This is a genomic window from Pseudoalteromonas sp. MMG022 (genome assembly GCF_021654245.1).
GTDB lineage: Bacteria > Pseudomonadota > Gammaproteobacteria > Enterobacterales > Alteromonadaceae > Pseudoalteromonas > Pseudoalteromonas amylolytica.
Genome location: NZ_JAKFZQ010000011.1, coordinates 25,454 through 41,024, shown reverse-complemented (window position 1 = coordinate 41,024; position 15,571 = coordinate 25,454). Strand labels below are relative to the sequence as shown.

The 15,571-nt window shown below is 43.1% G+C and carries 11 protein-coding genes; 8 read left to right on the top strand and 3 right to left on the bottom strand.

Annotation, left to right across the window (positions count from 1 at the left end):
- Nucleotides 1-121 precede the first annotated feature (121 nt).
- On the bottom strand, nt 122-715 hold the full coding sequence (dcd, locus tag L1070_RS11565) for a dCTP deaminase (protein WP_070987126.1): 594 nt from the start codon (nt 713-715) through the stop codon (nt 122-124).
- Between the two features lie 3 nt (nt 716-718).
- A complete protein-coding gene (apbC, locus tag L1070_RS11560) occupies nt 719-1,792 on the bottom strand; it encodes an iron-sulfur cluster carrier protein ApbC (RefSeq protein WP_237125732.1) in 1,074 nt (357 codons plus the stop codon).
- Between the two features lie 170 nt (nt 1,793-1,962).
- On the opposite strand from apbC, the gene metG reads away from it, so the two are divergent.
- The 4 genes from metG to L1070_RS11540 all read left to right on the top strand — a co-directional run bounded on the left by metG (nt 1,963) and on the right by L1070_RS11540 (nt 9,143).
- The gene (gene metG / locus L1070_RS11555) at nt 1,963-3,990 is read left to right on the top strand and encodes a methionine--tRNA ligase (RefSeq protein ID WP_237125661.1); all 2,028 of its coding nucleotides are present in this window, start codon (nt 1,963-1,965) and stop codon (nt 3,988-3,990) included.
- A gap of 254 nt (nt 3,991-4,244) precedes the next feature.
- Complete coding sequence (locus L1070_RS11550; protein WP_237125660.1) at nt 4,245-5,420, top strand: efflux RND transporter periplasmic adaptor subunit; 1,176 nt, start codon at nt 4,245-4,247, stop codon at nt 5,418-5,420.
- Nucleotides 5,421-5,423: 3 nt separating this feature from the next.
- On the top strand, nt 5,424-8,576 hold the full coding sequence (locus L1070_RS11545) for an efflux RND transporter permease subunit (protein ID WP_237125659.1): 3,153 nt from the start codon (nt 5,424-5,426) through the stop codon (nt 8,574-8,576).
- A 129-nt stretch (nt 8,577-8,705) separates the two neighbouring features.
- A complete protein-coding gene (locus L1070_RS11540; RefSeq protein ID WP_070987130.1) occupies nt 8,706-9,143 on the top strand; it encodes a hypothetical protein in 438 nt (145 codons plus the stop codon).
- A 10-nt stretch (nt 9,144-9,153) separates the two neighbouring features.
- Here the strand turns inward: L1070_RS11540 and L1070_RS11535 are convergent, their stop codons facing one another.
- A complete protein-coding gene (locus L1070_RS11535; RefSeq protein ID WP_237125658.1) occupies nt 9,154-11,415 on the bottom strand; it encodes an acyl-CoA dehydrogenase in 2,262 nt (753 codons plus the stop codon).
- 144 nt (nt 11,416-11,559) lie between these two features.
- Between L1070_RS11535 and L1070_RS11530 the strand changes: the two genes are divergently transcribed.
- The 4 genes from L1070_RS11530 to L1070_RS11515 all read left to right on the top strand — a co-directional run bounded on the left by L1070_RS11530 (nt 11,560) and on the right by L1070_RS11515 (nt 15,566).
- On the top strand, nt 11,560-13,380 hold the full coding sequence (locus tag L1070_RS11530) for a M2 family metallopeptidase (RefSeq protein WP_070987132.1): 1,821 nt from the start codon (nt 11,560-11,562) through the stop codon (nt 13,378-13,380).
- Between the two features lie 99 nt (nt 13,381-13,479).
- Entirely contained in the window at nt 13,480-14,289 is an 810-nt protein-coding gene (locus tag L1070_RS11525; RefSeq protein WP_237125657.1) for an ABC transporter permease subunit, read from the top strand.
- A complete protein-coding gene (locus tag L1070_RS11520; protein ID WP_237125656.1) occupies nt 14,286-15,188 on the top strand; it encodes an ABC transporter ATP-binding protein in 903 nt (300 codons plus the stop codon). The genes L1070_RS11525 and L1070_RS11520 overlap by 4 nt, the downstream gene beginning before the upstream one ends.
- 3 nt (nt 15,189-15,191) lie before the next feature.
- Entirely contained in the window at nt 15,192-15,566 is a 375-nt protein-coding gene (locus L1070_RS11515; RefSeq protein WP_237125655.1) for a PH domain-containing protein, read from the top strand.
- Nucleotides 15,567-15,571: the final 5 nt, after the last annotated feature.

The following is a 15,571-nucleotide window of genomic DNA, read 5'->3' as shown; positions in this document are numbered from 1 at the left end:
ATTGCCTTCGGCGTAGGGACATAGTTTAGTATGGAAGCTTTATACAGTAATGCCAGCTCAAACTGGACAAAATAACACCAGCTTGAGGTGTATAACTTAAATTCTAAGCATTATTTTAGCCTTAATCGCTATTATTATCGGCGCTGATACGACTCGCCACAGCGCTGTTTTGGCCTTTATATTTAGCATCTTTGCGAGTGTTATACGGGTTCTCAGCAGCGCTGGTCATGGTTTCAAAGCTTAACGCTCCAATTTTCATTTTTGGTCTGAGTGCAAGCGGCAGTTTACCTGAGTTATAGAACTCTAAAACAATGTTACCCGACCATCCGGGATCGATACGATGGGCTGTAACGTGAACCATCAGGCCTAACCGCGCCAATGACGAACGTCCATCTAGCCAACCCACTAAATCAGCAGGTAAAGTTACAGATTCATAGGTGATTGCCAATGCTAACTGTCCAGGGTGCAAAAAAAATGCTTGCCCATCTTGCAGAACAATTTCATCACTCATGATTGACTCCATCGCCTCGTTAAGCTGGTCTTTCGGCCCACTTAAATCAACGTAGGGCGCACCATGGTCTTGAAACACTCTAAACTTGTTACCCAGTCTTAAATCGACCGTAATACCAGAAATCATTTCCTCACTGGGTGCAGGTTCAATAATAATCTGCTGGTTGGCTATCGCTTGCTTAATATGTGTATCTGATAATCTCATTGATTAGTCGTCCGTAATCACAATATCAACAACTGGCGTTGATAATGTTTGATAATAAAGCATGCTACTCATTGCCTGCGCACACGAAACGTAATGCTCAGCAATATCAACATGCTGTGTTAATAGGTTATATCCTTGTTCGGATGCCTCTCTGATCTGAATGTTAAGCGGGATCTGTGCAAGAAGCGGTACACCGTGGCGAATCGCTAACTGTTCTCCACCTAGATGTCCAAAAATATGATTCTTCTGGCCACAGTGTGTACAAATGTAATGACTCATATTCTCGATAAGACCCAGAATAGGTAGATTGACTTGATTGAACATCGCAATCCCCTTTTGCGCATCAAGGAGCGCTAAATCTTGTGGCGTTGTAACTATCAAAGCGCCACTTGCCGGCACTTTTTGCGTCATAGTAAGCTGAATATCACCTGTGCCAGGGGGCATATCAACAATCAAATAATCAAGTTCACCCCATTGTGTTTCATTGAGCAGTTGATTAAGCGCTTGTGATGCCATTGGCCCACGCCATACAGTTGCGTTATCAGCAGGAACTAAAAAGCCGATGGATTGTATCTTGATGCCATTTTTTACTATCGGATTGAGTGTCTTGTTGTCTTTTGTTGTAGGTTGCTCGTCAATAGCACCAAACAACGATGGGATCGAGGGTCCATAAATATCAGCATCCAAGACGCCTACACTTGCACCTTGAGCGGATAAAGCCAGCGCAAGATTAGCTGCGGTTGTTGATTTACCTACCCCACCTTTACCCGATGCAACCAACACAATATGCTTAATTTTTTTGTACTGGTAGCGAGTAGGTAGTTGAATCTCAATATTCACTTCAACCCGCATTCCTAATTGCTCAGATAACGCTGCACTGAGCAATTGTCGCTGTGCATTAGCTGCAAACGGCAGTGTTAAACTCACAGTTGCACTGGAGTTTTTTACCTCAATGTTATTCACCCACTGTGGCTCAATCCCCAAAGGAAAGACGCTATTTTTGAAAGCCGTTAACTTAGTGAGAATCTGTTGTTCTAACTGATTGTCTTTTTTAAATAGTTTATTGAGGCCAAACATTGAAATAAAACGTACTCTGGTGATGAAAAAGGCCACGGAATTATGTAACATTCATCCCATTAAAACCAGTCTATTGATGCTATACACACCGAGTAAATGGCATGTGTTAGCTTTAACTAAGCGATTTGGCTGAAATTTGAGCGCAGCCACGCGATAATCTTGGAACAGTTATGACGAAGAGAAAAATTCTCATCACGAGTGCATTACCCTATGCGAATGGACCAACACACTTGGGTCACATGCTAGAGTACATTCAAACAGACATTTGGTCGCGCTTTCAAAAATTACGTGGCCATGAAACATATTATGTATGTGCAGACGATGCTCACGGCACACCTATTATGCTCAATGCGCAAAAGCAAGGGATCTCCCCTGAAGAAATGGTGAAAAATGTTAGCATTGAACGCCAACGTGATTTTGCTGACTTCAATATTGAATTTGATAACTATCACAGTACACACAGCGAAGAAAACCGCGAGCTAAGTGCACTTATATACAAGCGCCTAGATGAAAAGGGCCACATTAAGAAACGCACTATCTCACAGCTTTTTGATCCAGAAAAAAGTATTTTCCTACCCGATCGCTTTGTTACGGGCACTTGCCCTACTTGCGATGCACCGGATCAAAATGGTGATAGCTGCGATGCATGCGGCACAACTTATAGTCCAACTGAGCTAAAGAACCCTCGTTCAGTGATGTCTGGCGCGACACCTGTGCTAAAAGATTCAGAACATTTTTTCTTTGACCTTCCTGCGTTCGAGAGCATGCTCAAAGAATGGCTACATTCGGGGTCATTACAAGCCGAAATGGCTAATAAGCTTGAAGAGTGGTTTGCTGATGGCCTACAACAATGGGACATCAGCCGTGACGCGCCGTATTTTGGCTTTGAAATCCCAGGGGCACCCGGTAAATACTTCTATGTATGGCTAGATGCACCAATCGGCTACATGGCGAGTTTCAAAAATTTATGTGATAAGAAAGGCATGGATTTTGACGCTTTTTGGGGTGAAGACTCACAAGCAGAGCTTTATCACTTTATCGGCAAAGATATCATCTATTTCCACAGTCTATTTTGGCCGGCAATGTTAGATGGCGCGAACTTCCGCAAGCCAACAAATATTTTTGCTCACGGTTTCGTAACCGTCAATGGCGCAAAAATGTCGAAGTCAAAGGGTACATTTATAAAAGCACGTACCTACTTGGAACACTTAGACCCTGAGTTCTTGCGTTACTACTTTGCAGCCAAATTAAACGGCGGCATTACCGACTTAGACTTAAACCTTGAAGATTTTGCACAACGAGTAAACTCTGACTTAGTAGGTAAAGTTGTTAATATTGCTTCTCGCTGTGCAGGCTTTATCAGCAAAAAGTTTGATGGCAAAATGAGTGACACAGTGCTTGAGCCAGAGCTTATCGCACAATTCCAAACTGCTGCGGACAGTATTGCTCTACACTATGAGCAACGCGAATACAGCAGAGCCATTCGCGAAATTATGGCCTTAGCTGATAAAGCCAATCAGTTTATTGATGCGCAAGCGCCGTGGGTTCTTATCAAAGATGAGCAAACACAAGCACAGGCCCATGACGTATGCTCAGCTGGTTTGAATATGTTTAAAATCCTTATGACATATTTAAAACCTGTGCTACCTGGCATGACTGCAAATGTTGAGCAGTTCTTGAATACAGAACTCACGTGGGAAAGTGCACAAACGGTTTTGAAAGGACATGCAATTAACAAGTTCAAAGCCCTGATGCAGCGTGTTGACATGGATAAGGTCAATTTAATGCTTGAAGAATCTAAAGAAAGCCTTGAGGCAAGCAATAAGCCAACACTTGATCCAAACAGCCCGTTAGCAAAAGAGCCTATCAGCGAAGAAATTGAGTTTAATGACTTTGCAAAAGTAGACTTACGTGTCGCCAAGATAGCGAAAGCCGAACACGTAGAAGGTGCAGAAAAACTACTGAAGCTGACGCTAGATTTAGGTGGTGAGACCCGTCAAGTATTTGCAGGTATAAAATCAGCCTATGCACCTGAAGATATCGAAGGCAAATTAACCGTGATGGTTGCCAACTTAAAGCCTCGCAAAATGCGCTTTGGCATGTCTGAGGGAATGGTTCTGGCTGCAGGACCCGGTGGTAAAGAGATTTACATTCTGAACCCTGATGAAGGGTCAGAGCCTGGTATGCGCGTTATGTAGCCTAACAACACCACTATCTTAAAAAGGCCCAATCGGGCCTTTTTTTATGCTTACCACTTCCTATTCATGCAACTATTTGTGCTCAGCTATTAGTATTTGGTATTAAATATTTCGAAGTCGACGCAAATGTAATGCTTTGTTACAACTTTAGAACCTAAATAAACAACTAGACATATCTTATCGTTTAATATGCAGCTAATGGTATTAACACTGATGCAAATACCAACAACATCAACAGTTGGAAGGAAGATAACGTGGCTAGTAAAAAACAAATATTCTTACCCCTTGTGGTACTCATTGGAGGCATAGGTGTTGCGGGCGCATTCTCAGCGATGAAGCAACCACCTGAAGAAAAATCCGTACAAATCGTTCACCCTCTTGTAGAGGCTGAGCCTATCGTCGTTGCACCAATGCAGCTTAATGTAGACTCCTACGGCTTGGTTAAACCCAAATATACCACTGAGTTGGTTGCACAAGTGAGCGGGCAAGTCATTGAAGTATCAGATGCTTTTGTAAAAGGAGGATTTGTAAAAAAAGGCGCAATCTTAGCCCGTATCGATCCTAACGACTATGAAGCTGCACTTATCGAGTCTGAAGCAAACTTAGCACGAGCAAGCTCAGCACTTGAGATTGAACAAGCACAAGCCCATGTTGCAAAAAAGGAATGGCAACGCATAAAGGACAATGCCAATGCCACAATTCCGTCTGAATTGTATTTACGTAAACCTCAATTAGCTGAGAAGTTAGCAAGTTTCCGTGCCGCACAAGCTAGTGTTAAACGAGCCAAGCGTAACTTAGAACGCACATACATCAAAGCACCGTACGACGCTATCATTGCAAGTCGAGAATTGAGCTTAGGCAGCGTGGTAAATCCAGGCAGTAAATTTGGTGAGCTAAATGCAATTTCTGTTGCAGAAGTTCGCCTACCCGTTGCAGATAATGAATTACAATACCTTGTGGATGGCGGTATTAATGCCAACGTCACGCTAACAGCACATGTAGAGGGTAAACCGGCACAGTGGCAAGGCAAAATTGTTCGTAGTGAAGGAGTAATAGACCAACGCAGCCGCATGACGTACTTAGTTGCGCAAATACAACACCCCTATTCCGACCAGCGCACTCCACTTCGATTTGGCGCATATTTAAACGCCACGATTAACGGCAAAATTCTCGAGAACGCCGCTGCAATCCCGCAACACTTAGTCAAAGACGGCAGAATTGCCGTGCTTAACAGTGATGAAACACTGAGCTTCAAAGCTTTAAATGTCGTACGCGAATACAATGGTAAAACAATCATTGACAGTGGTGTTAATGACGGCGCTCAGCTAATTACTTCCGCACTTGAGTATCCAACGGAGGGGATGCAATTACAACTCAATGACGGTACGCACTCAGTTGCAGACACGCAACTTGCGTTAAAAGAGGAGTAAGCCATGAGTCATCTAACTGAAAAAGGCTTAATTGCCTGGTTTGCACGCAACCCTGTTGCTGCAAACCTGTTGATGGCCTTCATTCTCATCGGTGGTTTGCTCACTGCATTTTCCATTCGCAAGCAAATGTTCCCTCAATTTGAGAGCCATTGGTTAAGTGTGCAGGCTGTATACCCAGGTGCTGCCCCACAGGAAGTAGAAGAAGGTATCACGATTAAAGTTGAGGAAGCCATGGAAGGGCTTGAAGGGATCAAACGCATGATCACTTATTCCAACCGTGGCTTTTCACAAACTTGGATCGAAGTAGAAGAGCATTATGAACCACTTACTGTGCTTGACGAAGTCAAAATGCAAGTGGACTCCATACCTAGCTTTCCCGTGGGAATGGAGCGACCGATTGTTAGCTATGACAAGTTTGTACAAGAAGTCATGTGGATATCGCTATATGGCGATTTAAGCAATGCCCAACTTAAAGATCTCGGCAATGTAATTCACGATGAAATGCTCGCGCTACCTGGCATCAATCTGGTGGAGTTTCATAGTGGTTTAAATTACGAAATTGGCATAGAAATAAGTCCAGATAAGCTAAGAGAATATGATCTGACCTTCAGAGATATTTCTCAAGCTGTGAAAGCATTTTCTGCCAATATGTCAGCAGGACAAATTCGTTCAGAAAATGGTTACATTTCAATGCGTGTTGAGAATCAAGCTTATCGAGGTAAAGAGTTTGAAAATCTTCCTCTTAGAACTTTAGAGGACGGAGCGCAAATTCTTTTAGGTGACGTGGCAACCGTTCACGATGGCTTTGAAGAAGGGCTGCAATACTCCAAATACAATGGTAAGAACTCGCTAACATTTGAAATTCAAGCATCAAAAGATCAAGACATCACCAAAGTTGCGACTACCATCAAAAACTATCTCGCTGAGCGCTCAAAAACCTTGCCTGAGGGCACCGGTATTGAGCCATTGATTGATTTAACCTACTACCTGAACGGTCGCCTAAATATGATGGTCGAGAATATGATTCTCGGTGGTATTTTGGTGATGCTCATGTTGGCTTTATTCTTAAGAGTAAGGCTAGCTTTTTGGGTTATGATGGGACTGCCAGTATCGTTCCTTGGTGCATTTTTGTTTATGCCCATAGGCGCACTCGATATCACCATTAACTTAGCCTCGTTATTTGCCTTTATTCTGGTGCTGGGTATTGTGGTCGATGATGCCATTGTTGTTGGCGAATCAGTACACGCCGAAATTGAACAACATGGACATACCCTAGATAATGTAGTACGTGGCGTTAAACGCGTCGCAATTCCTGCAACATTTGGCGTACTTACAACAGTCGCCGCATTTTTGCCACAAACATTCGCAACCGGTCCTGCCGCGGCGTTCTCAAAAGCCATTGGGGGCGTAATTATCTTGTGTTTGCTCTTCTCATTGATAGAATCAAAACTAATATTGCCTGCACACCTTGCGGCAATGAAAGATAAACCAAGTAACCCTAAAAACCCGTTCCACCGCCTACGTGAATCGTTAGACAATGGACTTAAGCACTTTATTGAAGACCTGTACCGCCCGTTCATTGAGCGCTGCATTCACTATCGCTACACTGTTATTGTTGGCTTTCTAACGATTATCATTGTGACCGCAGGTCTGTTCGCGGGTGGATTAATTAAGTTTGTAGCCAATCCAAAAATTCCTCATGACTTCCCTGAGGTTCGTATTGAAATGAACTTATCTTCATCAGAGTCCGCGACCTTACAAACAGCCCAAAAAATTGAAGCATTGATCTTGGATGTGGATAAACAAATAGAAGCAAAATATGGCACAGGCATGATCCGTGACTTATCTGTAAGCCTTCGAGGCCGTACTAACGCTAACATTATGGCCATATTGGTAGAGCCCGATCTTCGCCCTATCGATACGTTCGCGCTCAGTGCCATGTGGCGTGAACAGATGCCGCCACTTCCAGGAGTAAAAACGCTAAATATTCAAGACAGTATTATGAATGGCGGGCGTGATGACGGTGATATTAACTTCCGCCTTGAAGGTAAAAATAAAGACCAACTTAAAGAAGTCGCTAATTTACTCAAAGAGAAACTTGGCAGTATTGAAGGGGTTGGTGATATTAATGATTCCTTACAAAGTGCTACGGATGAAGTTCAACTCGAGCTTAAACCGCTGGCCTACAGCATGGGGCTTACGCTATCGGATGTGGCATCTCAAGTAAACTTCAGCTACTACGGACTTGAAGCTCAACGTATTTTGCGAGAAGGTGAAGAGATCAAAGTCATGATCCGCTACCCCAAAGAGTCTCGCAACTCTATCAGTGATATACAAGATGTTCGTATCATTACTCCATCAGGCGCTGAAGTTCCACTCATTGAAGTTGCAGATGTAAAATTGGTTGATGGTGTTAACCGTATTCGCCGAGAAAACGCTAAACGTACAGTGAACGTGTGGGCGTCTGTTGATACCAACCAAGCCGAACCGTTCAAAATAGCGGAGGAAATTCGAGATGAATACTTACCAACGCTACTTAAGAGTTACCCAGGTGTCAGTAGCAATGTTGCCGGTCGAATTCAAGAAGAAATGGACAGTGTCGCAGAGCAAATCAGAGATTTTGTATTGTCACTGATGATCATCTTCGCATTGCTGGCTATTCCTCTACGTTCATATTCACAACCAATTCTAATCATGTCGGTCATTCCATTTGGTGTTGTTGGCGCGGTTGTAGGGCACGTTGTTATGGGCATGACGATGAGCAGCTTGTCATTCTTTGGCATCATAGCCGTAGCGGGTGTGGTCGTTAATGACTCTTTGGTTATGGTGGATTTCGTAAACAAGGCCAGAGAGCAAGGCAGTACCATTAAGCAGGCGGTGATTGAGGCTGGATGTCGACGTTTTAGAGCAATTCTATTGACTTCGTTAACTACGTTTATGGGTCTTGTACCAATCATCACTGAGACTAGTCTGCAAGCGCAAATAGTAATTCCAATGGCAGTATCACTCGCCTTTGGTGTGCTATTCGCCACTGTTATTACCCTAATCTTGATACCTTGTCAGTATGTCATGCTAGAGGACATAAAAGCGTTATTCAGAAAATGGTTTAAAAAAGCTGATACTGATAATAACCGACTAACTTCAGAACAAATTTAAGACAAAAGTAATCTTCCCAACCAAAAAGCTCGTTCGTTAACGAGCTTTTTTTATTTCTGAACGATTCCACCTTTACATATTGCAAGTTTGCTTACAAACTTAGGTTATCTAGAACTAATTCAATTTATTATGAAGTTAATACATACGATTTTAGTGACTTTGTGTCTAATTCTAGTTGGCTGTGTTGAAGAAGATAAACCCAGAGGTGATGAAGATACCCCAGGTTACACGGCTACAATCTATTTTGATGCTTTATATAATAAAAATAATATGGATTTGGCGCTTGAGCATGTCACTCCGAGACTTGCAAGAATTATGCGCTCATACGGTACCGCATCACAATTTACCCGTAACCTTGTCAATATGCGCTTTGATGAAGTCACCATTGAAGTTGATATGACGAACGAGAGCCTGCGTGAACAATATGGTGACAACGCGAAGGTTAATTTAGTATTTACCGGCTATTTTAACGGTGAAAAGGTTGATGATATGCGTAGTGTCCAAATGCTTAGGAAAAAAGGCAAATGGTACATAGATAAAATCAACCCAGACCCATTTGCCCGTTAAGCACACCTAATCAAAACACATCAACTGCAATCGCTTTTTGACGTAAATCTTCAGACTCAATAAGTGATTGCGCTTCTTCTTGGCTTATTACCTGATCTCTGACCGCCAACGAAACTAGATCCGCAAACGATTTGTCATAGTAGTAAACTTTATAACTGCTTTGCCACTGCTTGAGCTTGTTTCGAGCAGCGATTGTAGACTTGTAGCTAAGGTAAGCTTGCTCTACCTCAGCTACGGCAGGGTTAGATTCACTGCAACATAAATGACTTATCCGCTCACGCGCACTTTTATCTTTCCAAAGTGCTGTACATACCCCTGCGATAATTTTATCGCTTGGTCCTTTTGCACCGTGACCAAATGCATGACACCAGCGTTTAATGAGTTGCCCAGCAAAGCGATTGGTGAAATTATCTATAAAGTCATCCAAAGCGCTAAAACCAGCCTTAAGATGATGCGATAACGCGTAGTGAACGGCATTTAAGTCACCCTGCTGACGCCCATCGTGCTCATATTTTTTTAACACACATGATGCCAAATATAAGTGGCTTAACACATCACCGAGCCTCGCCGACAACAGCTCTTTTCGTTTCAGTTCACCACCCAATCTTAACATCGCTAAATCGGCACAGACCGCAAGGCATACACTGAGCCAATTGAGCTTTTGATAATATTTTTGTGTTGGCCCAGATATAGTCGCAGGCAACCCATACCCTCTTGTCAAACCTAACCACAAAGCTTTAAACACGTTAACCGCCGTATGTTGAATATGTGACATCAGCAATTTATCAAATTCTCTTAAGCCATCATCTGCTTGGCTATTTTGGATGATTTGGATCTCTTTAAATATAAAAGGATGACACCTTGTAGCTCCTTGTCCAAAGATCATTAGACTGCGCGTTAAAATATTGGCACCTTCCACCGTAATCGAAATTGGGATCCCCGTATAATTGTTGGCAAGATAATTACTCGGTCCTTTTTGAATAGCTTTACCACCATGAATATCCAGCGCATCATTCATCACAAGGCGTGACATTTCTGTTAGATGATACTTAGCAATGGCGGTAATTACAGCGGGGCTTTTTTTCATATCAATGGCTTGTGCCGTAGTTTGTCTACAGGCTTCAATGCTATATGTCAGTCCTGCAATTCTTGCCAAACTTTCTTGGACGCCTTCAAAATCAGCAATAGACAGCCCGAACTGCTCACGAACTCTAGCATATGCCGACGTTGTTCGGGTACATAAGTGCGCGGTGCCCGCGCTCAATGCTGGTAACGAAATCCCCCTACCGGCGCTTAGGCAAGATACCAGCATACGCCATCCCTTTCCAATTCCCGCTTGACCACCAATGACCCACTCCAAAGGAATGAAAACATCTTTACCTTCTGTTGTACCATTCATAAAGCCTTGATCGAGTGGATTATGACGGCCTCCAGTTTTTACACCTTTGTGATCAGTCGGGATCAAAGCACAAGTGATCCCCAGTGCAGATTTATCCCCCAATAACCCATCTGGATCATAGGCTTTAAATGCTAACCCCAAAACGGTAGCAACTGGTGCCAAGGTTATATAGCGTTTTGACCAAGTTAACTGTAAGCCAAGTACCTTTTTACCTTGAAAAGCCTTTTTACATACCACGCCATAGTCTGATATTGCTCCTGCGTCAGAGCCAGCTTCTAGCGCTGTTAATGCGAAGCAAGGCAACGCTTCTGCGGTCGCCAGTTTTGGCAACCAATCACTCTTTTGCTCTGGGGTACCATAATGCATTAACAATTCTGCTGGCCCTAGGCTATTTGGTACCATCACAGTGACAGCCGCAGACAAGCTTTTGCTGGCTATTTTAGCCACAATAGTAGAGTTAGCCTGAGCGCTGAATTCTCTACCGCCATATTTTTTCGGAATAATAAAAGCAAAAAAGCCATTTTCTTTGAGGTAACTCCAAACAGGCTCTGGTAAGTCTTTATCATGCCTGATTTGCTGCTCATCCAGCATCGATAGCAACGTTTGCAATTCATTATCAATAAAGTCTTGTTCGCTATCACTCAGTAGTGGTGCATCATTTTGGTGCCATTTATGCCAATTCGGGTGACCTGAAAAGAGTTGGCTATCCCACCAAGTATCCCCAGCCTCCATAGCTTCTTGCTCTGTCTGTGTTAGCTTAGGTAAAGCGCGTTTAAAATACCGCATCACAGGTAAGCTAATGACTCGATAACGCAATGGTTGAAATGCGAAAATAACGCACACAACAACAATAATTAATACAATGATACCCATACAGACCTCCTGTTCGTAACGCTTTAAGTATGCTTGAAAATCGAGCAAACTCAATTTATCTGCACCATTGGACCTACATTATTTGTCGCCTGCTAAGCACACTGTTATTATTCAACGCTCAAACAACAACAAGTGATAAATCAAATGAAACCATTATTTAGACTGAGTGTTGGTGCATGTGTAGTTGCTACTGCACTGTCACTATCAGGCTGTAATAGCACTGAAAAAAATAAGCAAACTCTGACTGAGCAAGATGCAGAAACTTTCCTAGCAAATGCACAAGCAACTTTGGAAGACTTAAGTATCAGAGAAAATCGCGCACAGTGGATTTACGCTAACTTTGTGACCGAAGATACAGCTGCCTTAGCCGCGAGTGTAGGGCAAGAGTCAACGGATACCGTTGTACGTTTAGCAAGCGAAGCTGCTCGTTTTGATTCTCTAAGCTTAAGCGAAGACAACCGCAGAAAAATGGATAAGCTTAAACTTAAGTTGACGATTGCAGCCCCACAGAACGCCGAAAAATCAGAGCAACTGGCAGGACTGCTTGCTGAACTTGATGGTATATACGCAAAAGGTAATTACTGTAAAGATGGTAAAAACTGTCAAAGCCTTGGTGAACTCACTACCACCATGGCAAACAGCCGTGATTACGAAGAGTTACTAGATACATGGCAAGGCTGGCGTCAAATATCTAAACCAATGCGTCCGCTTTTTGAAAAACAAGTTGTATTGGCCAATGAGGGTGCAAAAGAGCTTGGCTATGAAGATACTGGCGCCATGTGGCGCAGTAAATATGATATGCCAGCGAATGAATTTGCTAACGAGTTAGACCGCCTTTGGGGCCAAGTTAAACCTCTTTACAATGCGCTTCATTGTCATGTCAGAGCCAAACTTGGCGAAAAATATGGCGAAGACAAAGTACCTCAAGACAAGCCTATTCCAGCACACTTGTTGGGTAACATGTGGGCACAACAATGGGGTAACATTTACGATGTGGTTGCACCAGACAACGCGGACCCAGGCTATGATGTAACTGAGCTGCTAGCAGAACATAACTACTCTGAAATGGATATGGTTACAGGTGCTGAAAAATTCTTCACTTCGATGGGGTTTGCGCCACTACCGGAAACCTTCTATCAGCGCTCACTATTTCTTAAGCCGCGTGACAGAGACGTACAATGCCACGCCTCTGCATGGAACTTAGACAACCAAGACGACATCCGCATCAAGATGTGTATCCAGCGCACTGGCGAAGAGTTCTCAACCATTCACCACGAGCTTGGTCATAACTTCTATCAGCGCGCATACAAAAACCAGCCGATTTATTACCAAGACAGTGCCAATGATGGCTTCCACGAAGCAATTGGTGACACCATAGCGCTTTCTGTAACTCCTGGTTACTTAAAAGAGATTGGCTTGCTAGATACTGTACCGGATGAGTCAAAAGACATTGGTCTGTTGATGCGCATGGCCTTAGACAAAGTTGCCTTTATTCCATTTGGTTTATTAGTTGACCAATGGCGTTGGAAGGTATTCTCAGGTGAAATTAGTCCTGAGCAATACAACCAAGCTTGGTGGGACCTACGCGAAAAGTATCAAGGTATCAAAGCACCGATTGCACGCACAGAAGCTGATTTTGATGCCGGTGCAAAATACCATGTACCTGGTAACGTACCGTACACTCGTTACTTCCTAGCGCATATTCTACAGTTTGATTTCCACCGCTCATTGTGTGAAATCGCAGACAACAAAGAAGCTATTCACCGCTGCTCTATTTACAAATCCAAAGAAGCAGGTGAAAAGCTAAATACAATGTTGGAAATGGGTAGCAGCCGTCCATGGCAAGAGGCTCTAGAATCTGTCACGGGTAAAAAGCAAATGGATGCAACAGCTATTCTTGACTACTTTGCGCCGTTACAAAAGTACTTAGACGAGCAAAATAAAGGTCGTCAATGTGGCTGGTAATACCCTAAGCAGGTAAATGTTACATTTGCCACACTCTGAAACATATTTGCGGTTTCTATCCTATGCCTAACAGGTTACTGTATGTTCAAAGGAGATACTATGAATATACAAAGAGTGTGGCAGTTAGCACAATTTGAGTTAACTCGCCTATTTGCCACAAAACGGGGTCTACTTGCCCTATCCGCTTTTGCTATGTTGTGGCTCATGATACTCCGCTATCCGATTGGACATGCGGTACCATTTCTAAGTAGCCCTGAATTTTCAGGTGTTGCACAACAGCTCGCTGGCAATGTAGGATTAAAAGCACTGGCTAGCTGGCCACAAGCCGAGCTGGCTATTTTCTGGCTGATTGCCTTATATAGTTTTCCAGTTTTTGCCTTGTTTGTATGTTCTGATCAAACGGTTGGCGACAGACAAAGAGGTACACTACGGTTTTTGAGCTTGCGTTGTACCCGAGACGAAATCTTAATGGGTCGATTCTTAGGTCAGCTCACCATTGTATTTAGCCTGATAGCACTCACCGCATTGGCAACATTTTGTGTAATGGTCTATCGCGCCCCAGAGTTATTTTTATCTGGCTCCTTGCTGGCTTTCACGCTAGTAATACAACTCACAGTTATCGTTATGCCTTTTATCGCGCTGATGGCTGTGCTTAACCTGATTAGCAGCTCATCAAGGCTTTCCATTGTGCTTGCTATCTTACTATTTACGCTTGGCAACGCGCTACTGAGTTTTGCTAGCAGTTATCTAAGTGCTATAGATGTGCTTTTTTATATCTTCCCAGGTGTACAACTACTAGATGTTGCACCACATGAAAATGTTCCACTGATACTATGGGGACTCCCTGCCATACAAACCGCCGCACTACTTGCATTGGGTGTATTCATTTTTAGGAGACGTGCGCTATGAGTACACTTATTGAAGTCAAACAACTGTCGAAATCGTTTGGCAACAAAAAAGCCCTTAATGATGTGAGCTTTACCATAGATGCTGGCACCACTACCGCACTTGTTGGCCCCAACGGAGCAGGGAAAACCACCTTATTTAGTATTTTGTGTGGCTACCTTGCGCCTGATCACGGTGATGTAAAAATTCTAGGTCAACCTTTGCGTCACCCTTCGCTGTTTGGCAAGCTCACTGCACTACCACAAGATGCGATGCTGGACCCTAGATTCTCCATTCAAAAGCAGCTGAGCTTTTATGGGGCCCTACAAGGATTTGGCAAGAGTGAAGCTCTTAAAGAAACGGCCCGAGTACTAGAATTAGTTGGTCTAAGTGATAATCATCACTCGCAAATCAATGAGCTTTCACATGGTATGAGAAAGCGCGTGTGTATAGCTCAAGCATTACTTGGCTCTCCCAAAATCGTTTTATTAGACGAAGCCACAGCAGGACTAGACCCACTACATGCCAGAGAGATCCGATCGCTAATATCGACATTGAGTGATGACATTAGTTTTATTTTAAGCTCCCATGATTTGGCTGAGCTAGAACGACTATGTGATCACGTCTTGTATTTAGACAAAGGAAAGCTCACGGCCCATAACCGTAACGCACCTGTCGGCCAAAGCAAATACATTACCTTACAACTACATGAACAATACAAAGATGCACTTGAGCGCCTCAAACAGCTCAGTGGTGTGCTCCATGTTACTCAAAGTCAGAACAAGGAGTATATTATTGAGTATCAGTGGGAGTTTGAACAATTTGATATACACTTGCTTAAATACTGCTATAAATGTAACTGGCAGTATCATCAACTGGTCAACGGCCATACACTTGAAAACCAACTATTTCAGAAGGACTAAATAATGGGATTGTTAAGCGGCATTTTAGGAAACGCCAGTGAAGTCGATCACGATAAACTGGATGCGTTACTCAAAGATACACTAATCGAAGGCGAACATATTGAAAAAGCATATCAAGTCATTCGAGACATGTTTGTGTTTTCAAATAAACGCCTGTTGCTCATTGATAAACAGGGAGTGACCGGCTCGAAGGTTGAGATCCTAAGTATTCCATACAACAAAATCACCAAGTTCAGTAAAGAAAGCGCGGGTCACTTTGACTTAGACGCAGAGCTAAAAATCTGGGTTGGCTCAGATCCAACACCCATCTGTAAAGAATTTAAAGCTGGCGATAACATTAATGAAGTTTACCGTATTATCAGCACTTACTCTCTTTAATAATA